The 25970-nt window shown below is 48.9% G+C and carries 18 protein-coding genes and 1 tRNA gene; all 19 read right to left on the bottom strand.

The features are described 5' to 3' along the window. Nucleotides 1–160 precede the first annotated feature (160 nt). The 19 genes from MSMTP_RS04510 to coaBC all read right to left on the bottom strand — a co-directional run bounded on the left by MSMTP_RS04510 (nt 161) and on the right by coaBC (nt 25227). The gene (locus MSMTP_RS04510; RefSeq protein ID WP_048178010.1) at nt 161–2353 is read right to left on the bottom strand and encodes an elongation factor EF-2; all 2193 of its coding nucleotides are present in this window, start codon (nt 2351–2353) and stop codon (nt 161–163) included. An 80-nt stretch (nt 2354–2433) separates the two neighbouring features. Continuing rightward, complete coding sequence (locus tag MSMTP_RS04505; RefSeq protein WP_048178009.1) at nt 2434–3000, bottom strand: 30S ribosomal protein S7; 567 nt, start codon at nt 2998–3000, stop codon at nt 2434–2436. Continuing rightward, nucleotides 3001–3429 carry a 30S ribosomal protein S12 gene (locus MSMTP_RS04500; RefSeq protein ID WP_048178008.1) on the bottom strand — a complete coding sequence of 143 codons (429 nt, stop codon included), beginning with the start codon at nt 3427–3429 and terminating at the stop codon, nt 3001–3003. A 131-nt stretch (nt 3430–3560) separates the two neighbouring features. Further along, nucleotides 3561–3986, bottom strand: coding sequence for a NusA-like transcription termination signal-binding factor (locus MSMTP_RS04495; RefSeq protein ID WP_048178007.1), 426 nt, complete (start codon nt 3984–3986; stop codon nt 3561–3563). A gap of 19 nt (nt 3987–4005) precedes the next feature. Then, a complete protein-coding gene (locus MSMTP_RS04490) occupies nt 4006–4302 on the bottom strand; it encodes a 50S ribosomal protein L30e (protein WP_082090493.1) in 297 nt (98 codons plus the stop codon). Between the two features lie 210 nt (nt 4303–4512). Beyond that, nucleotides 4513–5709, bottom strand: a complete 1197-nt coding sequence (gene rpoA2 / locus MSMTP_RS04485; RefSeq protein ID WP_048178006.1) for a DNA-directed RNA polymerase subunit A'' — start codon at nt 5707–5709, stop codon at nt 4513–4515. Further along, nucleotides 5706–8351 carry a DNA-directed RNA polymerase subunit A' gene (locus tag MSMTP_RS04480; protein ID WP_048178005.1) on the bottom strand — a complete coding sequence of 882 codons (2646 nt, stop codon included), beginning with the start codon at nt 8349–8351 and terminating at the stop codon, nt 5706–5708. Before MSMTP_RS04480 ends, rpoA2 begins: the two co-directional genes overlap by 4 nt. 14 nt (nt 8352–8365) lie before the next feature. Continuing rightward, complete coding sequence (gene rpoB / locus MSMTP_RS04475; protein ID WP_048178004.1) at nt 8366–10180, bottom strand: DNA-directed RNA polymerase subunit B; 1815 nt, start codon at nt 10178–10180, stop codon at nt 8366–8368. After that, entirely contained in the window at nt 10173–11768 is a 1596-nt protein-coding gene (locus tag MSMTP_RS04470; RefSeq protein ID WP_048178003.1) for a DNA-directed RNA polymerase subunit B'', read from the bottom strand. Before MSMTP_RS04470 ends, rpoB begins: the two co-directional genes overlap by 8 nt. 219 nt (nt 11769–11987) lie before the next feature. After that, entirely contained in the window at nt 11988–12224 is a 237-nt protein-coding gene (locus tag MSMTP_RS04465; protein WP_048182694.1) for a DNA-directed RNA polymerase subunit H, read from the bottom strand. A gap of 103 nt (nt 12225–12327) precedes the next feature. After that, nucleotides 12328–12404: transfer RNA gene (locus MSMTP_RS04460), tRNA-Lys, on the bottom strand. 766 nt (nt 12405–13170) lie between these two features. Next, nucleotides 13171–15972 (bottom strand): PocR ligand-binding domain-containing protein, encoded by a 2802-nt coding sequence (locus tag MSMTP_RS04455; protein ID WP_082090491.1) that lies wholly within the window; start codon nt 15970–15972, stop codon nt 13171–13173. Nucleotides 15973–16765: 793 nt separating this feature from the next. After that, on the bottom strand, nt 16766–18001 hold the full coding sequence (locus tag MSMTP_RS04450) for an adenosylhomocysteinase (protein WP_048178002.1): 1236 nt from the start codon (nt 17999–18001) through the stop codon (nt 16766–16768). A gap of 148 nt (nt 18002–18149) precedes the next feature. Beyond that, on the bottom strand, nt 18150–19448 hold the full coding sequence (locus MSMTP_RS04445; protein ID WP_048178001.1) for an amidohydrolase family protein: 1299 nt from the start codon (nt 19446–19448) through the stop codon (nt 18150–18152). A gap of 499 nt (nt 19449–19947) precedes the next feature. Continuing rightward, entirely contained in the window at nt 19948–20601 is a 654-nt protein-coding gene (locus tag MSMTP_RS04440) for an HD domain-containing protein (RefSeq protein ID WP_048178000.1), read from the bottom strand. A gap of 152 nt (nt 20602–20753) precedes the next feature. After that, nucleotides 20754–21515, bottom strand: a complete 762-nt coding sequence (locus MSMTP_RS04435) for a 4-phosphopantoate--beta-alanine ligase (protein ID WP_048177999.1) — start codon at nt 21513–21515, stop codon at nt 20754–20756. A 137-nt stretch (nt 21516–21652) separates the two neighbouring features. Beyond that, complete coding sequence (locus tag MSMTP_RS04430; protein ID WP_048177998.1) at nt 21653–22597, bottom strand: prohibitin family protein; 945 nt, start codon at nt 22595–22597, stop codon at nt 21653–21655. Between the two features lie 457 nt (nt 22598–23054). Next, nucleotides 23055–23960: a pantoate kinase gene (locus MSMTP_RS04425; RefSeq protein WP_048177997.1), complete on the bottom strand. Its 906-nt coding sequence runs from the start codon at nt 23958–23960 to the stop codon at nt 23055–23057. Between the two features lie 19 nt (nt 23961–23979). Continuing rightward, nucleotides 23980–25227, bottom strand: coding sequence for a bifunctional phosphopantothenoylcysteine decarboxylase/phosphopantothenate--cysteine ligase CoaBC (coaBC, locus tag MSMTP_RS04420; RefSeq protein ID WP_048182686.1), 1248 nt, complete (start codon nt 25225–25227; stop codon nt 23980–23982). Nucleotides 25228–25970: the final 743 nt, after the last annotated feature.

Below are 25970 nucleotides of genomic sequence, written 5' to 3'. Positions count from 1 at the left end.
TTTCATTGCTATATCATGTAATTACTATATTAACATCACTCTTGATTAGAGCAGGATCTTTGTGAATTTCCAGCTGCCAGGAATGTTTTTCCCCCATTATAGACATACTTCGGTTTAAAGCTTTCTCCTTCAAGGGGGGGAAAAGCGGAAAAATCCCGCTTCACATCCCAAGGAAATCAGTGGGCTTTGGAAGTTCCTTCTTCAGGCCTTTCCTTTCCCTGATCTGGGCCACGATTTCGACCATGATGTTGGTCGGTACGATTTCAAAGCCTCCGAATTCCGTGCTCCACATGGCACGCCCTTCAGTTGCAGACCTGATTTCCCCGGCGAACCCGAACAACTCGGCCACAGGCACCCTGGATTCGATAATAGCCAGGTCACCTTCAGTGGTCATGTTCATGATCAAGCCACGGCGGCCCTGCAGTTCCTTGGTAGCTCCGCCCATGTTAAGCTGGGGGACCTGAACAAAGACCTTCTGGTAGGGCTCAAGTAAGCTGTCTTCTGCCAGGAGCAAACTTGCCTGGATAGCCTGTCTGGAAGCCGGAATGACCTGAGCAGGACCCCTGTGGATTGCGTCTTCGTGGAGTTTTGCGTCCACAAGCACACATTTAACGTTTGCCACAGGTTCCCTGGAAAGTGGGCCTGCCTTCATGACTTCTTCAAACCCGTCGAGCACCAGTTCCATGGTTTCATTCAGGTACTGGATACCCTTGGTCATGTCGATGAAGATGTTTGAGCCGTAGATTCCGGCAATTTTCTTTGCCTGGTCCTTGTCCATGCCGACAGCCATGAGCTTCTCCCTGCGTTCGAGCTCGGGCATGCGCATGGAAATCTCGCCGGACTTGATAAGCTCGACAGTGGCATCATCAAGGGGTTCCACATAGATGTAGAACCTGTTGTGCCTGTTAGGGGACTTTCCTTCCACGGGTTCGGTTTTCTTCTTGATGGTTTCCCTGTAAACCACAATAGGCTGACTGGTGGTGATTTCTACGTTCTTGTCCCTTTCAATCCTGTGGCCGATGACTTCGAGGTGGAGTTCTCCCATCCCTGCCATCAGGTGTTCCCCGGTTTCCTCGTCAAGGGTGATCTGGAGAGTCGGGTCTTCCTTTGCGACCTGCCTGAGGACTTCCACAAGCTTGGGAAGGTCCTTTGTGTGCTTGGCTTCCACAGCCACGGTCACCACAGGCTCGCTTACGTGCCTGATGCTCTCGAAGGGGATCATGCCGTCAAGGGTGGTAACAGTGGAACCGACGAACGCCTCTTTCAGGCCCGTAACTGCGGCAATGTTTCCTGCAGGGATCGTTTCCACTTCGAGCCTTTCGGGGCCCATAAAGATTCCTACCTGCTGGACCCTGCTTTTCTTGGCAGTGCCTGAGGTGTAGACTTCCAGCCCACGGTAGAAGGACCCACTAAAGAGCCTTCCGGTTGCTACTTCTCCTGCATGGGGGTCCATGGAAATGTCCGTTACCATAAAGGCAAGGTCTCCGTCTGCGTTTGCGTGGGTCATGGACTGCCCGATTTCGGTACTTTCATCCCCGTGCCAGATGACCTTTACCCTGTCTTTCTGGGCTTCAATCGGGTTTGGAAGGTAGCGGATTACCATGTCAAGGACGGCCTCGTGCAGGGGGCAATTCTCTGCCAGGGCTTTCATGTCCTCAGCCTTACAGTAATCATAGACGTCCTTAAAGGAGATCCCGGTCTTCTGCATCATGGGCACGCTGATGGCCCAGTTGTAAAGAGCTGATCCGAAGGCTACGGTCCCGTTTGCTGCGTCGACCCTCCAGCCTGCCTTGAACTTCTCCTCGTTCATGTTCTTGATCAGCTTGTTAACGTGATCAATGAGCTTTCCGAGACGGACCTGCATTTCCTGGGAGTCCACCTGAAGCTCGTTGATGAGCCTGTCGACCTTGTTGATGAAAAGTACGGGTTTTACGTGTTCCCTGAGAGCCTGCCTCAGCACGGTTTCGGTCTGGGGCATGGTACCTTCTACAGCGTCCACGACCACTACGGCACCGTCTACGGCCCTCATGGCACGAGTAACGTCCCCACCGAAGTCGACGTGCCCGGGGGTATCGATCAGGTTGATCAGGTAGTCTTCATCGTTGTAAGTGTGAACCATTGATACGTTGGATGAATCAATGGTGATTCCGCGTTCCTGTTCTTCCTCGTCGGAATCCATGAATAACTGTCTGCCGGCAAGCTCCTTGGAAATCATTCCAGCGCCTCCCAGCAAGTTGTCACTTAATGTTGTTTTACCGTGGTCGATGTGAGCAACGATTCCGATGTTTCTGATCCTTTCGGGATCAGTCATAAGCGTTGTCACACGCTCGACCATTTTCTTCCTTCGTCCCATGCTAATACCTTTTGTAAACAGATATTTTGATTTATTTTAAATTGATAAATATAAAAATCGGGGCAACCCCGTAGAAATGATTAACGGGCTGCCTTTGAAACTCTTTCCTTTGCATCCTTCCTGTTGATGGAGAAACACTTTGCATCGCGGTTTGCGGCTCCTATGAGTTCGGAAGCCAGGCATTCTGCGGCCGAGCGCTTGGACTTGAAGGAAGCATTTTTTGTACCCATGCTGATGTAGCGAAGAGCCGTGTCAACACGCCTCTGGGGAGCAGTGTCCACTGCTTTTGGCACGGAGATTCCACCGTACTTGAGCCTCACAACTTCTTCCCTGGGGCCTGCGTTGCCAATGGCGTCCACAAGGACCTGGATCGGGTTCTGCTGGGTCTTCTTGTTAATGATATCAAAGGCTTCTTCTACGATCCTGAGAGTAAGCTGCTTTTTGCCGGTGTTTTGCTCTGCCCTCATGATGTTGTTGACAAGGCGTTCCACGATGGAAATCTCGGACTTGTTAAACTGCTGCCTTGCGTGCCTCCCACTGCTGTGAGGGACAATGACCGGAGTAAGGCTCACATAGCGCTTGATCCCGGGATCTTTGATTTCTACTTCAGAAGAGTCCCATTTGCCGAAAATCTTGTACAAAACCAATCATCTCCTCGGTTTTTCCATTCTGCCAATAACCATCTCGTGTAAGCACACGTTGTTTACGGCAGTCACCTTAAAGCGTACTCCGGGAATATCACCCATTGCACCACCCATGCGTCCACCGATCCTTTCGACGGTCACTTCATCGTGTTCATCGATAAAGTTCACTGCCCCGTCACCCGGACAGAAAGCGGTTACCTGACGCCCATTCTTGATGAGCTGGATCCTTACACATTTCCGGATAGCAGAGTTAGGCTGCTTTGCTTCAACTCCTACCTTCTCCAGTACAATACCCCTGCCCTGAGGTGCTCCTCCAAGGGGATCGGCTTTCACGTTCAGGTTCAGAACACGCCTGCTGTAGTTTGTATCTTTCCAGCGAGCGTCTTTTCTGGCCTGCTTGAGTATATGAGCTGCATATTTTCCTTTTGCCATAATTAATTCTCCGAATTTAAATGATTGATATTATTTTCCTTCTAAGGTAGTTAGTGCCGAAATTTGTCCTCAACGCCGGTTGAAATGATCAAAGTAAACTGAAAATCTATGTGCTGAATATTTATGTGGGATTACTGCAGGATTACATCGTCAATGTCATGGTGGCGACGAGCAAGTATTTTCACTTTTTCAATGTTTCTGCCGCTGCGCCCGATGGCAAGCCCCTTCTCCTTATTGGGTACCTCTACATAAGCTAATCGCTTGCCATTTTTGTTTACAATGTTTACAGAACTGACGGATACGGGGCCGAACGCGTTCTTTATAAATGTGACCTGGTCCTCTGAGTATTCCACAAGTTCGATGGGCTTGTCCAGGGCTTTTTTAACGCGGTTGATATTTTCGCCGCTCTTGCCTATGGCAAGTCCCATGTCGCCCTGCTTTACGACGCATACGAGCCGTTCCTCTTCTATAATGCAGTCGAGGATTTTGGCCCGGGTCATATTTTCAAATAGTGCAATGTACTGGATGGTGTTCGCCGTAAGTTTTATTTCACCCAAAACGCTGCAACTCCTTTCATCAGGCTGTAACTGCCAGGATATCGGATTCTCCTGCGTCAAGGATTGCCATTGCAGCAATCGTGAAGGGCTTTCCGCAGACAGGTCCCAGTTCTACACTGGTGCCGCCGTATTCGAGAATAGGGACATTTGTTGTCTGGAGTTTCTTCTTTACGTTTTCAGGACAATTTGATGCAAGCACGACCAGTTTTGCGCTGCCATCTACCGCTGCATCTATGGTCAGGTTGCTTCCAATGATAACCGTTCCTGTTTTCACAGCCTTAATCAGGGATTTATCAACATTAATCTTCATTTTCATCAACTCTATCTCAGATTAGCTCGTCTACTCGATCTCATTCTCAATAAAGATTTCCAAGCTCGGTGAATATCTGGTACTCTTAATACTTGATTCCTTATATCTATTTTCTGGTTATAGGCTTCCCGGCTCTATACAGGAATCATATTAGTATCAGGTATTACAGTGGTAATCTGAAGGTCCCCCGGAGGGGAATCCGGGCTTATAGCCCCTTCAGACCCCGCATTCGTCTTCAACTTCGATCTTATCTTCCTTCTTTCTGCTGACCAGGTGGACATCACCAGTACCCATCCGGATAGGCTGGCCGACAATGATGTTTTCAGTAACGCCTTTGAGTTCGTCCACATCTCCGCGCATCCCGGCGTCCAGCAGGTGGCTGACCGTAACTTCGAAAGCCGCACGTGCAAAGACACTGGCCTTTTCACCGGAAATGCCGTGCCTTCCGATCTGTTTCACTTCCCCGTCACAGGTCATGAGGTCAGACACCAGCATGATGTGGCGAATGTCTACGGTAAGCCCCTGTTCCCTGAGGGTGTCGGTGGCTTCCTTTATGATCGAATTCCTGGCGGCCTCGATTCCCAGCACCTCATAGATCTCGTTGATATTGTTGGTACTGGTTCTTGTCCTGTCCACACCTTCGAACTGAAGCACCTCGCGAAGGGCCGAACCTTCGGTGTAAAGGGTATACTCTTCCCCTTCTTTCCTGACAACAACCCTCTTGATCCCCTCAATTCCTTTCAGGGTGACGTCGTGGATGTTCTTTGCAAGCTGGAGGAGTTCTCTGTAGGACGGCTCGTTAGGGGTTATAATGATCTGATTATCGATGTCAGGGGAGATGCTCACCATTACGTTCATTTCTTCACTGAACTTCTCCTTGATCTGTTCGATGGTAATATTCCTGCCTTCCATGGCCTTTTCATGCATGTCGATGATGAGCTTCATCTGGGAAAGGTCAGTGGTCACGTCCGCAATATGGTCGATCCTGGTAGCTTCGATCTCCCAGGCAAGGGCCCTTGTTTTCTCCCTGTTGTAGGCGTAATCATCCGCGTTTTCCTTGGAAAGGGCAATCGTCATCATCGGGGTGCTCGGGATCTTCCGGGCATCCACGATTTCGATCAGGCGGGGCAGACCCAGGGTAACGTTAATTTCAGCCACACCCGCATAGTGGAAGGTACGCATGGTCATCTGGGTACCCGGTTCCCCTATGGACTGGGCGGCAACTACCCCTGCGGCATCACAGGGCTCGATGCACGACTCTTTGTATTCTTCCATGACCTGCTCTATTATTTCTTCCATTTCCTTCTTGCTTACCCCGGCATTGAGCGCTTCATTCCGGAGGGCCTTCATTATGTTTGAAGGGAGAGGAAGGTCTTTAGTCATGCTTTCGATCGTGGTTTCGCTGATACTCATTCAGCCGCCTCCTTGTTCATAACAGAGCGGATAATCCGCTGGATCGCATCGGGTTTGCTAAAATCGCTCTTTGTGGGGTCGATCCCGTCTTCTCCGTACTTGAACTGCACAACCACGCCTCGAGTGTCCCTGACCGTAAGGTCGTAATGGACTTCAAGGTCCTGGAGGGCGTTAACAAGCCTGCGCTGGAGGTACCCTGACTGGGACGTCCTGACCGCAGTGTCCACAAGCCCTTCCCTACCACCGATGGCGTGGAAGAAATATTCCGTCGGGTTCAGCCCGCTCTTGTAGCTTGCCTTGACGAAACCGTGAGCATCCGAACCCAGGTCCCCTGCTTCAAAGTGAGGGAGTGTCCTGCCTGCGTATCCTCTGCGAATGCGCTCACCACGCACTGCCTGCTGGCCCACACAGGCTGCCATCTGGGTAAGGTTCAGGATAGAACCTCTGGCACCCGAACGGGCCATGATAACTGCCGAGTTCTCAAGCCCCATGTGGCTGTCTGCTATGTTCCCGGTCTCGTCCCTGGCTTTACCGAGTTTTTGCATGATGCTCATCTCGATAGTTTCGTCCAGGGTCCTTCCGGGGAGGGGCTCGAGTTCCTTGTTCTCGTAGGACCTGATTAGGTTTTGAACGGCATCTTCAGCTGTGCCGAGGACTTCGTTGATCTGGATCCTTGCTTCCTTGGGGATATCTTCGTCGGCGATCCCGAAACTCAGGCCAGTCCGCATGATTGCCCGGATTGCAAGCTTGGTCATGTCGTCTATGAACTTAGCCCCGGCTTCGGCGCTGATCTCCTTGATGATCCGGTCCTGGATTTTTCCTTTGAACGCCCCGATAGCTGCCTCGTCGATGGTACCTTTGATGAGGACCCCGTCACGGATTACCACATAGGCGTCGTTTGGGCATTCCTCTTCCTGGCAGACATCACAGTGCGAACAGACCTGAGCCGGGAATCCCATGTTCAGGGCTTCGGGCAGGATCTGGCTGAAAATCTGTTTTCCTGTCCAGAAAGGTATCCCGTTTTCATCGTGGCCCGCCGGATCGGGTAGTTCGTGAGCTTTCGCCTTCCTGAGGATGTCAAAGGCGTCCTTCGCAGAGATATGATTCTCAAAACGGGTTAGCAGGAAAAGCCCCGAGATGTGGTCGTGGATCCCGCCGATAATGGGACCTCCGAAACGCGGGGAGAGGATATTTTCCTGGACCCTCATGAGGATCTTTGCCTCAGCCCTGGACTCTTCGGTCTGGAGGGCGTGCATGTTCATCTCGTCCCCGTCAAAGTCAGCGTTGTAAGGGGGACAGACTGCAGGGTTGAGCCTGAAGGTTTTGTTCGGGAGCACCTTGACCGAGTGAGCCATGATACTCATCTTGTGAAGGGAAGGCTGCCTGTTGAAAAGCACGATGTCCCCGTCTTTTAGCTGACGTTCGACCATCCAGCTATACTCGATTTTCTCTGCCAGGTCTTCCTTGTTGATCTCAGTAACTTTAATGCGACGCCCGTCGGGCCTGAACACGTAGTTTGCCCCGGGATGGATAAGAGTCCCGTTCCGGATATAAACCTTGAGCTGCTCGATGTTCCTGGGAGTTACGATTACAGGAACTGTCAGGATCCTTGCGATTGGAATCGGGACCCCGACTTCGTTGATGCTCAGGTTCGGGTCAGGAGAAATCACGGTACGAGCCGAGAAGTTTACACGTTTACCCGAGAGACTGCCCCTGAAACGGCCTTCTTTTCCTTTCAGACGCTGGGAGAGGGTCTTTAAGGGCCTTCCTGACCTGTGCCTTGCCGGGGGGATACCGGAGACAGAGTTGTCAAAGAAAGTAGTAACGTGATATTGCAGAAGCTCCCATAGGTCTTCAATGATCAGCTGGGGCGCACCTGCTTCCCTGTTTTCCTGGAAGCGCTGGTTGATCCTGATGATGTCCACAAGCTTGTGGGTCAGGTCGTCTTCACTGCGCTGCCCGGATTCAAGGGTAATGGAAGGGCGCACCGTTACCGGGGGAACGGGCAGGACGGTGAGGATCATCCATTCGGGCCTTGCGTTATTGGGATCCATCCCAATGACCCGGATGTCCTCGTCCGGAATGTTTTCGAAGCGGTCCCTGATCTCTGTGGGAGTAAGCTTCTCCCCGTTTTCAAGGTACTCGCTGGGCTTTTCGAACTTGATGTCGAGCTGCTCCTCATTACAGTAGGGGCAGGTCTTGACTTTGCTTGCTTCCTTGTAGACCTCATTGATAAGGTCATCAGGCCTGTGCCCGATTTCTTCAACAGCTGCCAGCTGCTCCAGGAAATGCTGTTTTTGTGCGGGGTCCAGCAGGATCCGGCTGCATTTCCGGCAGGATGCCCTGAGCAGCTTCCGAATAATCTTGTTAAACCCTACGTGTACAACAGGAGCCACAAGTTCGATGTGCCCGAAGTGTCCCGGGCATTCTCCGGCTCTCCCGGAACAGGTCTTGCAGCGAAGCCCCGGGTCGATGACCCCGAGTTTCGTGTCCATGAGTCCCATGTCAATAGGGAACCCGTCATCATCATAGGTATCTGCCGTAATGATCGGGGTTGCACTCATCTTCCGGACTTCTTTCGGAGACATTAAGCCAAACTTAATAGCAGAAATTCTTTTCGGAATTGGAGGGACGTTTGCCATATTTTCACCTCACCTCATACCGCATCTTCCAAATTGAGCCTGGGTGCAACACCCAGGGACTTGATTTCGTCCAGTAACAGTTTGAATGCGTAGCTCATCTCCACGGGATAGATATCCGTGTCAGCCCCGCAGGCAGCACAGAAAGAGACGTTCCTCTGCTTGTCAAAAGTTGCTATCATACCGCAATGGGAGCAGACAAGTTCCACAACCTTGTCCGACTCGTCCAGCAGCCTTTCTTTCAGGGACATGGCAGCCCCGTGCCCTACCAGCACGTCACGCTCCATTTCTCCGAACCTCAGACCTCCTTCCCTTGCCCTACCTTCGGTGGGCTGGCGGGTAAGCACCTGCACGGGACCGCGGGAACGGGCGTGCATCTTGGAAGTAACCATGTGGTGCAGTTTCTGATAAAGGATTACTCCAACAAAGACATCAGCAGGGATCATTCTGCCGGTTGCGCCATCGTAGAATACCTCTTTACCGGTATGGGCAAAACCGTGGCTTTTCAGAGCTTCCCTTAAGTCTTCTTCATTTTCTCCGGAAAAGGCTGTAGCGTCCACCCTTCTGCCTTCCATGGACCCGACTTTTCCCCCGATCATTTCAAGCACGTGCCCGACAGTCATACGGGAAGGAATGGCGTGCGGGTTGATCATAAGGTCGGGGGTCAGGCCAGATTCCGTAAAGGGCATATCAGCGATCGGGACTTTCAGTCCGATAACTCCTTTTTGCCCGTGCCGGGATGCAAACTTGTCCCCGATATCCGGGATCCTCTCGTCCCTGACCTTGACTTTGGCAAGGCGAGTCCCGTTGATGGATTCTGTAAGAATGACAGTGTCCACGATTCCCTTTTCGTTGGACCGCATGGTAATCGAGCTTTCTCTCCGCTGCTCTACGGCAATCCCGAATTCCGAAGGTTCTTCCAGGAACCTCGGAGGACTGGTCTTTCCGATAAGCACGTCGTTAGGACCCACAGGGGTCTCGGGGTTTACAAGCCCGTCAATGTCCAGGTTCGCATAGGCATCTGCACTGCGAGCTCCACGGAATTCGGAGTCGGGGATCTCGAACTTGTCTTCCTGACCACCGGGGTATCTCCGCTCTTCACCCTCAAATGTCCTGAGGAAGTGGCTCCTTCCAAGGCCTCTTTCAATTGACCCGTTGTTGAAAATAAGGGCATCTTCAATGTTGTACCCTTCATAGGAAAGGATTGCCACCACAAAGTTTTGGCCTGCAGGCCTGTCATCAAAACCAATGGCTTCACAGGTCCTTGTCCTTGTCATTGCCCTCTGTGGATAGTGCAGGACGTGGGCACGGGTATCGGGCCGGAGTTTCTGGTTCGCCGTGGAAACCCCGATACATTGCTTGATCATCGCTGCCCCCATTGTGTTACGCGGGGAAGCGTTGTGTTCCGGATGCGGGACCATTCCCGTGCAGATCCCGAGCATGAGTTCGGGATCGAGTTCCATGTGGGTATGCCTTGAGTTAAGTTGGGACTCGTAGAGGGCAATGTAGGCGTTTTCCTCTTCCTCGGCGTCCAGATACTCCACACAACCTCCCTTTACCAGGTCCTCAAAGCCGATTTCTTTATTCTTCAGTTTCGCTATCTGCTCTTCCGTAACCAGTGGAACCCCGTTTTCCACAACTACCATGGGCCTTCTGGCCCTGCCCATATCGGAGCTGATGACTACTTCCCTGGTATTGTCGTTCAGGGCTATGTTGACCTGCTTGGAGATGAAACCCTGACGCCTCATTTTTCGGAGTTCTTCCACCAGTTCCGCAGGGTTGTCATGGGTTCCGACAAGCTCTCCGTTGATGAATATTTTTGCTTTAGTCATTTAGTATCGACCCGCCTTCTTCCAGGTTATCGCCCGAATAATCCAAATAATCGTCATCTTTAAACTTGCTCCCCTCAGGCACTACTTCCAGCTCTTCTATGACCTCTTCTTCAAATTCGGAAATTTCCAGATCAAGGGCTGCAGGCACCTCGGGCACCTTGATGACTACAGGCTCGACATTAAAGTCATAGAGTATTTTCTTTATGCTGTCGATCTCTTCCGTGCCCGTGGACAGCTCCACCATCTGGGCGAAGTTTTTCACCAGTCCACAGTTGGGACCTTCAGGAGTCTCAGAGGGACAGAGCCTTCCCCACTGGGTGGGGTGCAGGTCTCTTGCCTCGAAGTGCGGCTGAGCCCGGGAAAGCGGAGAGATTACGCGCCGCAGGTGGGAAAGGGTAGAAATGTAGTCGTTCCTGTCGAGGAGCTGGGAAACCCCGGTCCTCCCTCCAACCCAGTTTCCGGTTGCCAGGGGGTGCTGCAGGCGGTCTGTCAGGACGTCCGCCCTGACAATTGTGGCTACGTTGAGTTCCCTGTTCCTCATGTTTGCGCGCTCTAGCTGGTACTTGATGTCCCTTGCCAGCCTGTTGAAGGATACCCTGAAGAGGTCTTCCATCAGGTCTCCCGCAAGTTTCAGCCTTTTGTTGGCATAGTGGTCTTTATCGTCTTCAGCCCTTTTGCCAAGCGCCAGTTCGAAACAGGACTCTGCCATCCTTGCCAGGAAATGAGCCTTTGCGATCCTGTCGGCCACGTCGTTCCCAAGGTGAGGGAAGAGGTACCTGTCAATAACGTAGTTTGCTCTCTTGATCTGGTATTCCTTGGCCTGCCCTGCTGCAACCCTCGCCCCTATCTTCTCAATTGCTTCCTGCTGGGTCTCGACTTCGGCTTCTTCAAGGTTTTCCAGCATGAACTTGATGATTTCGGGGTCGCTTGAGACTGCATTTACGATATCTTCGTCAGTAACAACGCCAAGGGCCCGCATCAGGGTGATGAAGTATACTCTTCCCGAAATAGAAGGGAAGGACACTTCAAGCAGGGATTTTCGGCCTCTTTCCACGATTACGAGGGCTCTGTACCCCCGCTTCTGGGAGAAGACCTTTGCAACTTCGATGTTGTCCCCGTAGCGTTCCCCGTACTCCACAAGGATCTTGTTCGGAGCAAGGTCTTCAAGGGTCATGACAACTCTTTCAGTCCCCCCTATGATGAAATACCCTCCGGAGTCCAGGGGATCTTCACCATAGCGGACTTTTTCAGGATCGCTCAGTCCAAGGAGGTTACAGACCTTTGACTTGGTCATAATAGGGAGTTGCCCTATTTTTGCCTCCAATACCTCGGATTCAATCCCGTCCTTGACAACACTCATCTCCAGGTAAAGGGGGCCGGAGTAGGAGAGGTTCCGGAGTCTGCCTTCGTTGGGGTAAAGTTTCTCGATTGCCCCATCGGCTTCCTTCACCACCGGATGTTCTACCCGGATCCTCCCAAGTTTGAGATAGGTATCCTCAATGTCCGTTTCTATTATATTCTGCTCATCAATGATCTTCTGCAGCCCATGATCTATGAATTTGTTAAATGAGTCGATATGGTGCTGCACTATCTTATCCCGTGTAAAATAAGCCTGCGACAGTATACTGTTGTCTAAAGCGATGATAGCACCCTCTTTGCTTTAAGTTGCGGTGAAAATCGATAATCAATAATTTTCCAAATTTTGTGAACAGCCGCTGAATATTCATCCAGTAAGGCCGGCGCATTGATTCAAAAAGGTGTATAATATGGAAAATTTAAATTACGTAACTGTTAAACTCCCCCAAAATCACTCAATTACGAGCCTGTAATAGTCTGCCTCCCCTGCAGTATGACTCTTTTTCGCAATCTTTACAACTTCCCCTACTGTGGCTCCGATCTCTTTTATAACAGGGTCATGAACTTTAATTTTTGGCAGTTGCTCCTTTTCAATGGAATACTTGCTTAAAACAGACTTTAACTCGCCCTCAGACATGATCTCATGTTTAGGGACTAACTCATGGTCGAGCAGGCTGAATTTTATCAAATCCTTTCCTCCAAAACAAAACGTATCAAAAAGCATTGCCCAAGCATACCCTCACGGATGGCCTTTCCGGTGGGTTTTAGCATAATTTGGCTAGTGTGAAGTATGGCGAGCCCGTAGGGATTTGAACCCTAGGCCGTCTGGTTAAAAGCCAGACGCTCTGCCTGACTGAGCTACGGGCCCCTTCTGTTTATTCCGATTATTTTCTGACATTTCAACGGCATCCAAAGCACATTTACCCCCTGAATCGAGGTGTACTTCTTACACCGGTGCAACCCTCTAATTATAGCTATGATATATATAGTTTTTGATGGGCCTGACTTTATTTTACGAATTCGATTGATAGGAGTACAAATATATTAGTCAAGTTTGAATTTTTATCCCGATTTTCGCCCCTTTTGCCGGAAAGTTATAAGTAAGAGAATTTTCACTTTTTATAAAGTAGGCCCAAGAAAATGAGATGATTTTTTCCATGTCCGGGTGAACGAATGTGTCTGACCCTATTTCGAAGGTGGCGCATCGAGTCCGGGCGTTTCCCCCTCCAAAAATAAACCACTTAGTATATAGGAATAACTTGGTTAAAGGAATAAATTAAAGGAATAACTTGGTTAAAGGAATAAGTTAAAGGAATAACTTGGTTAAAGGAATAAGTTAAAGGAATCAGCTAAAGGAATAAATTAAAGGAATAACTTGGTTAAAGGAATAAGTTAAAGGAATCAGCTAAAGGAATAACTGAGTTAAGTCTGACCCATACAAATTCAGATTATTAATGGTTGCCTGTTAATTAACTATTACATGAGCCTTAAAATTAGTTATTGGTTCACTTAAGCTCGAAAGTAAGTATTCAAATCATTCAAGGTTTTGTTACTACGGAAGAGTATACATTTTTTCATGGAAACTCTTGCCTTTCGAATGGCACTGTATAAAAAATGTGACCAACGAATAAAATTTACAGATGAAGATTATTACTCTTTTCTGCTACTGTGAACCTTATAATGAACTTTGTTCCGGAATCTCTTTTTAACTCAAGTTCGCCATCTAACTGACCTACCAGAATGGACACCAGTTGTATTCCAAGAGTATCAGAATTTTCCGGATTAAAGTTTTCAGGCATACCCACCCCATTATCCGAAACTGTTAGAACAAAATTAGCGCCTTTACTCCCTTCTTTCTTGCTTCCCTTTATATTGCTATTGCTTATACATCCTGCATTGTTTGTACATCCTGCAGTTTCTTCCCTGCAAAGTTTAATCTGGATTACCCCTCTATCCCTGCCTTGAAATGCGTGTTTGAGGGAGTTTGAAACAAGTTCGCTAATGATTATGCCCAATGGAACTGCTGTATCCATGTCAAAGAAAATGTTTTCCTCCAGATCGACATTCAATCTTGTATCGGCATTTTCAAGTCTGTAAGTCTGGAAAAGGTTCCTGGAAAGCCTCTTCAGGTATGGTGAAAAATTAAGTGTATTGTTGCCTTTGCCTTCGTGCAGTTCTTCGTGGATCAGGGCAATGGACATTACCCTGTCCTGGCTTTCCCTGAAAGCTTTCAGAACTTCCGAATCCTCAACACATTCTCTGTTGTTGAACTTTTCAGCCTGAAGGTCAAGAAGGGAGGAGATTACCTGCAGGTTATTCTTGATCCTGTGATGAATTTCCTTTTTGCGGGCAGTCTCAAGATTTTCCAGAGTTTTTTCAACTTTTTTTCGTTCGGTGATATCCTGAACTATTCCTTTTATTCGAACAGGGATATTTATATTATTCAAAATAAATTCCGATTCAAGGTGGACTATACGTTCTTCTCCATTATCTAAGACAATCCTGTAATCAATTCTAAAGGGACTTCCAGTTACAGCTATTTTAAGGCCATTCTCATAGTAGTCCTGGTCATCGGGATGTATGTAGCTTAAATATTCATTGTAAGACGGTGCTAATTTTTTGGGATCACGTTCGAAAATACGATACATTTCCTCAGACCAGTATGTTTTATCAGTTGCAATATCCCACTCCCAGTTTCCAATATGAGCCATTTTTTGAGCTTCAGCAAGACCTCTTTCACTTTCTTTTAACGAGTTATAAGCCTCCTTAAGCTGAGTTGTTCGTTCTTCAACTAACTTTTCAGAACTTTCATATGCTTCTTTCAACTTGGCTTCTGCTTCTTTTCGCTTAGTGATATCAGTAAGCATGCTAATAGAACCAGTAAACTTTCCATCCTTATCAAAAAGGGCTTTTGAATTTACAAGAACCCACAAAGGTAAGCAATCTTTACGTAGTAATTTGAATTCATGGCTCTCATTGATACCCTGCCGCCTTTTTTCCATATTCAGCTCGAAAATAGCCTTTCCCTCTTCATCGGTAAAATCCCTTACAGATTTACCAATAATTGCTTCTTGACTGTGTCCTAACATCTCTGCCATTTTCTCATTAACATAAGTGGTCCTGGGTTCAGTATCAAGTATCCATATACCTTCGTTAGCTGTCTCCATGAAATTGCGGTACTTTTCCTCACTCTTCGTAAGCGCATCCACCAGGGTATCACGTTCCGCCAGTGTCCGGGTCAACTTGATATTGCTGTAGCTTAGCTGTGAGATCATGTGAGCAAGCTTCATTAAGAAGGCCATAGATGTGTCCACCGCCTCCCTGCTTAGCCGTGGAACTTTATCAAGCGCTGTTGTATATTCCCCCTCGTTGAAATCGTATTGCCTTGCCTGGGCCCGGAATAGCTCATAGTCCGGAGTCTCGCCCTCAAAAAAGAACTGCCCTGAAAAGAGATTGCCGATGTGCTGGCCTCCCACCATGATTGGGGTCGCTATGTCCCACATATTGTTCTTGCACCTGTACAGCTTAAACTCTCCAGGGGCAACCCCTGCAGTCAGCTTTGTGTCGCTTTCTACGCAGTGCTTGCAGGCTTCGGGGTGGACCCTATGGAATTTAGTGCAGATATCCTGCCATCCAACGCCTACCAGAACGTTACCTTTGAGATCGACCAGGGCCATGGCAATATGTACAAACTCATAAAAATCATCCATGAGGGACTGGATCTCCCGGGAATTAATGATATCAGAAAGTTCCAGTTTCTCCATCTCCCCATCAGGCGAGAGAACACTCTCCAGCTTCAGCCTGACGCGCTGTTCGCTCTGGAAAAGCTCCTCTTGCACCCTTTTTTGCCTGGAGCTTTCTATCTGATCCCATTCCCCTCCCCTTTTAATCAAAGCAAATTGATGGTTTGTGACCACGTCGATAATCTCGCTTGCGTTGCACCTGTCAAGGCAATAGGTGCAGAGAGCCACGATCCGGTAGTTACTGATAATTCTGTCTCCGTCTTTTTCATAATCAACGAAATCCTTCCAATCCTTTTTTTCCAGCCAGGAAATGTTCCCCGTCATCCTCAAACCGTCATAGCCACTGGACAGGGATTGCTCGATTTTTTCGACCCACTGGTTTATTACCTTCTCCGAATCGAAAACTCCATCTTTCATACACCAATCAATGTAAGAAATAATTCTGATTTGCCCCTTCTCCAGGTAAACATCAACATCCGGAACAGCCCTTCTAAGGGTTTCTTTTGCGTCTTCTGCATCAAGAGGCTCTGATGTGACCCACATACAGAATTCGTTATTTTCCAGCCCTGCTTTGAAGTAAGGGACAAGTATCTCCGTTAAATCTTCTTTTGTCTGGTAAAACTGGCAGAAGTGTGTCCCCCAGGGTACATCTCCTATAATGTCAATACCGGATTTTCTCAGGTTTCCTCTCATTCCATCTTCTCCGGCTGTCAAAATTTTCCTAAAAATTATGCTTAATCTCCGGTGAGTAATCTCCAGTGGGAAATCTCCAGTGAGTAACTTCTCATTCCAGGGCTCGGCAAACTTTACTGAAATTCATGCCACATCAAGCAGGGCGTGTCACAGGACCCCTTTTCTGGAAGGAAACTGGACGTATCACACGATCTATTTTCAAAAGGTAACGATCTGCTGGGCAGAGGTCCGTCAACTCGGAGCTTCATTTTTGTTACGATTTTACGTAAATTCTCATCCTATAAAAACAAATTTAAATAATTTTAAATGGATCAAACCTTTTTTCGACACTTCGCCACCATCCCGATATTATAGGTGAGCTGATCACGACTATAGCTAAAGCTCTGACTTCCAATGCGTATCACTTCCCGGCCACAGGTGATCAGTAGTACATTTGAGTAGTAACCACAGGTGGCTACGTATCCATACACGTGACCATACACGTGACCATACACGTGACCATACACATGATCATGGTTCTGGAAACAAACTTATTTTAAAAAGAAGCGAATATTATCGATTTAAATGAGAATATTATTATAATTCTTGGAGAAGTGTCTACCACACAGCAAGCTAGCGGGGTATTCGACTGAAATAAATCTTAAAAGTATTTCCTGATTGCGGAAAATAATTTAAAAATAAGTGCAGTAAATACCGTTACTTTTCCAAAAAATGGAAAGCAATTCAGTATTCACTGCAAAAGGGTCAGAAATGCAGGGTTACTGAAAATAATCTCTTTTGCTCCATTTGCAAATTACGTCCCGCACTCCCAACCATTCATGTACTTTTCCTGTTCCCGGGTGAATTCGTCTATGCTGATGCCCATGGACTCGAGCTTTAGTTTTGCAACGTAGGTATCGAGCTCCAGGGGGACCCGGTGGACACCGTTCAAAAGCTTGTTTTCGGCGATGTGGCGGACGCAGAGGGCCTGGTCGGCAAAGCTCATGTCCATGACTTCGGCAGGGTGCCCGTCGCCTGCTGCAAGGTTCACGAGCCTGCCATCGGCGATTACGTTAATCCGGCGGTTCCCGATATCGTATTCCTTGATGTTCTGCCGGACGGTCCTGACGGATTTTGCAAGGGATGCCAGGGCTTCCATGTCAATTTCCACGTTGAAGTGCCCGGAGTTTGCAAGGATTGCCCCGTCCCGCATGACCTTGAAGTGTTCTGCGGTAAGGATATCCCTGTTTCCGGTGGTGGTCACGAAAATATCCCCGAGCTTTGCAGCTTCACTCATTTTCATGGGCCTGTACCCGTCCATCCTGGCTTCAAGAGCCCTGATGGGATCGACTTCCGTGACGATGACGTTTGCCCCGAGACCTGCTGCCCGCATGGCAACTCCCCTTCCGCACCAGCCGTAGCCACCCACGACCACGTTTTTGCCGGCTACCAGGAGGTTTGTGGTCCGGTTGATCCCGTCCCAGGCTGACTGCCCTGTCCCGTAGCGGTTGTCAAAGAGGTACTTTGTCATGGCGTCGTTTACGGCAATAACGGGCATTTTCAGGGCCCCTTCTTTATCCATCGCATGCAGCCTGTGGACCCCTGTTGTGGTCTCCTCACAGCCTCCCAGGATGTTGGGGAGGAGGTCGGTCCTTTCCATGTGGAGCTTGAATATCAGGTCTGCCCCGTCATCGATGGTGATATCGGGTTCGAAGTCCAGCACTTTGTCAATGGCGTCGTAATACTCCTGGGAACTGCACCCGTATCTTGAAAAACAGGAAACGTTTTCCCTGGTGTCAAGCGCCATGGCGACGTCGTCCTGGGTGCTTAAAGGGTTGCAGCCCGTGATCGCTACTTTTGCTCCTCCTGCTGCAAGGGTTTCCACCAGGACAGCGGTCTTTGCTTCCACGTGGAGGGCCATCCCGATGGTGTGTCCTTTCAGGGGTTTTTCTTCTATGAACTGTTCCCTGATAATTGCGAGCACAGGCATGTGGTTCCTGGCCCATTCCATCTTCATGTTCCCGGATTCTATGAGTTCTTTCTCGTTCATGGTAATCCCGTTGATATCGGATAAGCGGTTAAGTCGGATAGGTAGTATTTAGTTCGGTTTGCCAGTGATTAAGCGGCAGTAAATTGAACCTGAATGGTGGTTAATTTCAGTTTTTATGTATTTATCTTTCCGGTGTCCCGGGATAATTTCAGGCGTTGACCCTGTCCACAAGGGCTTCAGCGGCTTTCCGGGCTTCTTCGATTACCTTTTCTTCATCAAGTGCAAGCACTTTGTAATCGTCCATCAGGACTTTCCCGTCCGCAATCGTGGTCCGGACGTCGCAGCCACTTGCGGAGTACACAAGGTGCGAAGGCACGTCGAAACAGGGGGTCAGGTGCGGTTTTTTCATATCCACAAGGATCATGTCCGCTTTCTTCCCGACTTTCAGCATGCCGGTCTCGGGGTCGAGGACCTTTGCCCCGTTTACGGTTGCCATCTCCAGCACCTTCCGTGCAGGAAGAACTGTCGGGTCAAAGGTGTTTACCTTGTGGAGGAGGGCAGCGGTTTTCATCTCCCCGAAAAGGTCCAGGTTGTTGTTGGAGGCGCAGCCGTCGGTCCCCAGGGTGACGTTTACCCCTTTATCGAGCATCTTGTGGATGGGAGCGATTCCGGAAGCCAGTTTCATGTTGCTTACTGCATTGTGGGAGACGTTGACTCCCCTCTTCCTCAGGATTTCAATGTCCCCGTCCGAGAGCCAGACACAGTGGGCTGCAAGCACGTCCGGGCCGAAAAAGCCGATGTCTTCGAGCATGTTCACGGAACACTTCCCGTAGCGCCCTTTCATCTCGTTAAGCTCGGCTTCGGTTTCCAGGACGTGGATGTGGATGCCAACCCCGTCTTTGTTTGCTTCTTCCCTGACTTTCGTGAGGAACTCTTTCGAGCAGGTGTTCGGGGCGTGGGGCCCGTACATAGGAGTGATCCTACCGCTGGCTGCCCCTTTCCATTCCCGGACAAAGCGCTTGCCTTCCTTGAGGTCGGCTGCTCCCTTCTCTTCATTCCAGAGCTCGATCATGCCGTGGGAAAGGGCAGCCCGAAGCCCGGCTTCGTCCACAGCTTTTGCGGTTTCGTCCATGAAGAAGTACATGTCAGCAAAAGAGGTTGTCCCTGACCTGATCATCTCCAGGCAGGCGAGCAGTGTGCCTGCGTAAACATCCGAAGCCTGGAGCTGGGCTTCAGCCGGCCAGATGTGTCCCTGGAGCCATTCGGCAAGCTGGAGGTCATCGGCGTAGCCCCGGAAAAGGGTCATCCCCGCGTGGGTATGGGTGTTTACGAGTCCGGGCATCAGCACCGAGCCTTTTGCATCGATTACTGTGTCGGCACTTTCTCCCGTACTTTCTCCTATTTCCGTAATCTTTCCGTCTTCGACTACAACGCATCCCTGCTTGAGGTCGCCTGCCTCAGGGTCCATCGTTAAAACGTAAGCGTTCTTTATGATTATGTCAGCCATGTGATCACACCTGATTGGTCTGTGAAACTTTTTTGGATCTTGAATTATAGCTATTTCCAGAATTCGAATGGGAACCCAACTTCAATTAAATATTGAACAGGAATTTAAGACCATATCATAAAAAAGTTGTTGCTAGTTTTGTGGCCGGGAGAGTTACGAATAAGGTTGCCATATTACCATTGAGGTCGCTGTGTTACCTTGTAAGGTTTCCACAGTAACTTTTAAAGTTGCTGTAATACCGTCAAAGTTGCTGTAATACCGTTCAAGGTTTACACGATAACTTTTGAAGTTGCCGAAATATCGACGAAGGTTCCCACAGTAACTTTAAAAGTTATGGTATTACCTTTAAGGTCCCCACAGTGACGTTTGAAGTTATTGTATTGCACTTAAAAGTCTAAGCAGTAACCTTTGAAGCTATTGTATACCCATTCAAAGTTACCACAGTATATTTAACAGTTACTGCAATGCCTGCCCGGATAAAAAAAGGAGACATGCCTTATCAGGGAATGTTCCTTTCCAGTCCTGATTCCCGGTTCAGGGCCTCAAGGTAAAGGCGCATGATCTTCAGCCTTTCTTCGCCGATCCTTTTTGCGGAATCAGTATTCAGTTTTTCGGGAATTGTGAAGGGCTTGTAGTGCATGTATTCGTTAAAGCCGGCAACAGGGTCTTTTTTGTACACGGTTTTTTTGGACGCTCCCTTATCGATTCCCGTGGTGTGCTTGAGCATCCTGAGGGCTCCCATGGAAAGGACCGCCCTGAAAATCCCAATAGCTCCCAGGGCATCGAGCCTGTCGGCGTCCTGCAATATCCGGGCTTCGATGGTTTTTGGGCTGTGCCCTCCGCTGAAGCGGTGGGTCCGGATGCAGTATGTCACTTCTCCTATCACCTTTTTCGGGACGCCTGCTTTTCCAAGGAATTCAGAAGCAATTTCCGCGCTGTACTCGGCGTGGTCCCCTCCCTCTTCATGTTCCTTTATTACTCCCACATCGTGGAGCAGGGCTGCCAGGTGGAGGACCAAGGGGTCCCCGCCTTCTTCTTCCCGGATTTCCATGCAGAGGGCTTCCACCCTGTTGATGTGGGACATGTCATGGGAACTCGGCTCATCTTCAAGGAAAGTGGTCACGAATTCCCGGGTCTTTTCGATCAGTTCCATTTACATCACCCTGTTTTTGGCATCCCGTTTCTGCACTCAGCATCCGGTTAAGCGTTCAGGATACTGTTTCCGGATTCAGCACCCATTTAAGTTATCAGGATACTGTTTCCGGATTCAGTGTTCCGTTTAAGTTAAGTATTCCACTTAGGCTTTCAATATTCCACTTCTGCAGCCAGGTTTTTGAGGTGTTCCTGGATTTCGGATATGGCTTCGGAAAGGACCTTTTTGTTGTCGTAAGACGTGATCAGGTTTACAAGTTCATCCTTCCTTTCGTTTCTCATTTCCCCTGCAAACTTTGCCATGTTCCCGAGAGCCCGGGTAAGGTTATCTACAATTGAGATCGTGGCCATCCTGGAGGTCCGGGAAAGGGGGTTTAAGTCGATTGTTATGACAATTTTTTCCATTTCCACCAGTTTCTCACAGCGGTCGCCATCTTCAAGGGGCACGAGCACGACGTCTGCGCTGTAGATACCTCTGCTCTCAACCAACCTCCTATCATGGGAAAGGTCAAGGCTGGCATCCGGGTTTTTCCCGAGTACCTCAGAGGCCCCGCAGGCCTTTAGCTGTTCGATGATCAGGTGCATCCTGGTCTCGGTCCTGTGAAAGAGGTTAACCTCAATCTTTGCCCCGGTAAGGTCTGCCAGGGCAACAACCTTTTCCGGAGCAAGAGCCGCAACGTTTCCGTTTACGGAGATCACAGGATTCTCTGCCAGGAGAAGGGCAGCCACGGCCGCTCGCTCGGCATAGAGAGCTGATTCCGTGCTCCGTTCACCCAGCAAATAGTCGAAGCTCTCACCTCTTCCCTGGGCGATCAGCCCCTGGATGCTGGTAAATCCCATCTTTACTCCGGCTGCAACCTTTTCACGGGCGAGCAGGGATTCGTACCTCGGGTGGTCTGGGGGTATGTCAGTCATATCGGTCGCTTACCTTTTGTACTTATTTTACAATTTTTCCTGTTTACATTATTTTGTGAATTAGCCGTTTTGTTCATAGGTTATTAGCCGTTTTGTTAACAGGTATATATTCAGGCCAACATTTTCCGGCTGATGTTTTACGCGTTCGTGGCATCCAGGATGATCCCCTGGTCGGTCGGGACGATCATGGTCTGGAGGTCCTGGCCTTCAAGCATCTGAATATATTTGTAGTTGATGAGGTCAGGGTTTTTCTTGATTTCCTCATTGATGATCCTGAGGGATTCAGCTTCCCCGCGAGCTCTGATGATCGTGGCATTGGCTACCCCATTGGATTCGATGATCTTCCTCTCAGCCTCGAGTTCTTCCTTCTGTTTCACGAAAATCATCCTCTGGGCTTCCTGGTCAGCCTGGAGTTTCTCTTCGATTGCCGTTGCAACCCTTTCCGGGAGCTTCACGTTCCGGAGCAGGACTTCTTCGACAATGAACCCGTCATCACTCAGGCGAGCTTCAAGCTCGTTTTGCATCTCTTCTGCCACAAGCTGCCTCTGCGTCCCGTAAATTTCCATTGCCGTATGCTTTGAGACCACTTCTCTGATCACGGACTTGATAGTAGGCCGCAGGATCTTTTCGGCATAAGAGGGACCAAGTTTCTGGTGCACACTGCTTGCATCTGCAGGAATCAGTCTGTAACGGATCGAAATATCCATGCCAAGGGTCAAACCTTCAGAGGTTAGGGCATTGATCCGGTCATCTCCTACCCTTTCCCCTTCAGAAGCCTGAGAACTCATAGTATAGACCTGGCTCTGCACGGAATACTTGGTTACCGATATCCAGGGCGGTACAATGTGCAACCCTTCTCCGAGTTCATCGGGCTGTACCCCTCCGAACTGGCTGAATTTCACTCCTACCTCTCCTGCACCAATGGATACGAAAATCGACCCAAAGGCTACGGAAAAGACGATAAGGATCGTGAAGATTATCGCAATTATGCGGATAATCGGGCCTATAGATTCAGGTATTTTATTAAGCGGGTTAATCGGTCTTGAGTTGCCTTTGTCTTCCCAGTCGTCATTAAGATCCATTAATTTTACCTTCCGCTCGGTGAATAAAATGCAATATACTCTTTGAAATATGTTGTTTTCTTTCCCGGAATCTCCCTGTTAATTCTTCATGAAGATCCAAAAAAGCAGCGAATGTCTTGTTATACACATTCTTTCATTTATATAACACTAATACCTTTTGCAATCCGATACTATTTAAGCTGTGGGGCTCCCTGAAAAAAGTCATTTTCAGCCCTGGTTCAGGATTTCTGTGGCTCAGAAAGAAGCATCTGCTTCAGAATGGGAGCTCAGGGGTCAGAAAGGAAGTGAAATAGAAGATATAATAAAGATTTTGGTATAAAATATAGAAACTGAGATGGAATAAAATATAAAACGTGATTTGGGGTTGTAAGTGTAGAATGATATGATCGGGTAAAAAGTTAAACCTGTAAAGTAAAACTGGTTTCCCCCCATCCCGATATCACTCAAAAAGGGGAAGTTATTCAACAATCAGTTTTGGTACGCAGGTGCTGATCCCGAATTCAAGGACTTCTCCGAATTCCTCGAGGGTTTCGTAGAGCTCGAATTCCTGACCGTCGGGATTAACTGCAAAAATCGTATCCCCGAGCATTGCCTGGGAGGCATACCCACAGTTTGCGGCTTCTACAGCTTCGATAACGTCCCTTGCCCGGTCGCTCAGGAGACCTGTTTTGCTGGCAAAGTCCTTTGCATGGAGCATGAAGTTCTCCAGGGTGGGCTTTTCAAGCAGTTCGGACATTGCAGTTCTCCCGGCTGAGTTGATCTTGCTGGCTGTAGCTCCGTCGCTCAGCACGGTGTCGGTGGAAATTTCCCCCAGCACGATGCAAAAGACCTGAGCTTCAGGTGCGGGAATCCTGTCCACACTGCCAAAGAAAGGCCCTCCCGGCCTGAGCCTTATCACCACCCCTCCGTTGGACTGGGCTGCAATATCCCCGAGTCCGCTCCTGTTGACTACTTCAGCCACATGGGCATATTCGGTCAGATTTTTTGCCGTTTGGTTCAGGGACAGCGCCCTGTTGAGGGAATAAGCGGCTCCGATAGCCCCGGCTCCGGAAGCTCCAAACCCGCAGCCCACCGGAATTTCAGCCCAGCTTTTAACCCTAACAGGTACGTCAGTTATCAGATCGATCACAGTCCTGGTGGTTTTGCCTTCGACTCTTTTCCCGTTCAGGAAGATTTCGGTTTCGTCAACCGATTCCCCCACCTTTACCTCGGTGGTCACTCCCCCGTTCAGGACGATCCCACAGCCGGTAGAACCTTTATGGTGTGGGTCTTCATGCTCGTGGATCTGAAAAAAACCTGTGATGTGCCCGGGAGCATAAGCTTTTGCTGAAACGTCTGCCCCTTCATTTTCGTATTCATACATATAAAACGCCTTTTTTAGCTCATTTTTGCGGAATCAGAATCCCGGCTACCTCTTTCAGGATAGAGGCCGCGATTTTTCGCTTGTTTCCGCTTACATGGAGAGGGTCGCATTTCCCCTTCCTTATAAGGTAAATTTCGTTCTCTTCCGTGCCCATTCCGCCTTTCAAGACGTCGTTTGCAGCTATCATGTCCAGCTTTGAACTTTCCAGAGTTGCGGCTGCTCTTCGGAGCAGTTCTTCTTTCGGGACTCCGGTTTCGGCTTTAAAGCCCACGATCAAAAGAGCGGGGTGCCTTTCCCGGCATTCCTTTATAACTTTGCGGGTGGGTCGCAGTTTCAGTTCAAGCTCCCCTCCGGATTTAATTTTTTCTGGAGCCTGTTCGACGGTGTAATCGGCAATGGCAGCCGAGCTTATCAGGACGTCGTACCCTTTTTCCAGCTCTTTTTGTACGGCTTCGGTCATTTCCTCAGCGCTTTCGGCAAAAATTTCCATAATCCCGGAAAAACCGAGCCTGTCCCGGTGCACGAGGGTGACTTCCGCCCCCTTCCGGTAGGCTTCAAGGGCGAGTTCCCTCCCCGTTTTTCCGGAGGCACGGTTTGTAAGAATGCGGATCGGATCAAGACTTTCAGCAGTGGAACCGCTTGTGATGAGGATTCGCTTCCCTTTTAACTCTTCCCCGCAAAGTGCCCTTTCCGTTTCAAGTATTATTTCTTCGTTAGGGGAAATTTTCGCAATCCCCTCTTCGATTTTGGGCCCCACGAAGGGAATTCCCCACCCTTTTAGTTTCCGGATGTTTTCCACAACTGCAGGGTGCCGGTACATGGACTCGTGCATTGCTGGAACGATCATGACCTGGACGTTTGAGCCAAGTGCCGTTGTAGCAAAGGATGTGACTGATGTGTCGTCGATCCCGTGAGCGATTTTCCCTATGGTATTTGCGGTTGCGGGGGCTATCAGGAGGAGGTCTGCCCTTCCTTTGAGCCCGCAAAATTCCACATGTTCGACCCTGCCTCCCAGTTCCGTAATCACCGGGTTCCCGGTGGCATAGTACATGGCGTCGGGATGAAGAATGTGCCTGGCCGCATCGGTCATGACCGCATGGACTTCCGCCCCATTCCGGATCAGTTCCCGAGCAAGTTCCACCACCCTGACAGCTGCAATGCTGCCAGTCACTCCGAGGACAACAGTTTTTCCGGTCAGGGAAGAACTTTTCTGCCCCTGAATCCAGAGTGTCGGGTGAGTATTTTGAATATGTTGGGTATTTTGAATGTGTTGAGGATTTTGAATGTGTTGAGTTTTGTTAGAATTTGAAGGGTTGCATTGAACCGGTTTCTCGCTATTCAGACCCATCGGGTCCGGACTGTTTCTTTCAGGAATATTTTTGTCGTCGGGACTTTCCTGTCCCGAGCCCCTCCAATTCGGAGCTGCCTGACCTGAATGGTTGCAACCGGAATGATTACAACCTGAATGGTTGTGGCCTGAATGGTTAGGGGAATCTTCCGCTGGGCTTTTCATTTTGGCACCGAAATGATCAGTAGGAATTAAATCAGTATAAAATTGACTGGCTTTTTTGAAAAAATCTTGAAAACAGAAAGACATTAAATATGATATTCTTAAAACTTTCGAAATATGAAGAGCAATTAAAAAAGATATAGAGGTTGTGCATTCTAATATGTAAACTGATCAGATCAAAGATTGGTCAAATCAAAGGGTTTATCAGATCAGAGAGTTTTTCAGATCAAAGAGTTAATAAGATCACAGGGATCGACCTGAAAGGTTTTCAAAAATACTGGCACGGTGTTCAAAGTGTTCACAGTATTAATCAGTTTTCCAATCAGTGTTCCAATCAGTGTTCCAATCAGTGTTCCGGGTCACAGTATTTCGTGTGATTATAGTAAATCCAAGAATTAATTATACTTTTCAAGACCAATAGACCAATTATACTCAAGGACCAAAATTCTTTCACCGATCTCAAGTGAAGGTTTAACCACAGAAAGCACGGAAAACACGGA

This window comes from Methanosarcina sp. MTP4, from assembly GCF_000970045.1.
Classification (GTDB): Archaea; Halobacteriota; Methanosarcinia; order Methanosarcinales; family Methanosarcinaceae; genus MTP4.
This window is presented reverse-complemented; position numbering and strand designations above follow the sequence as displayed.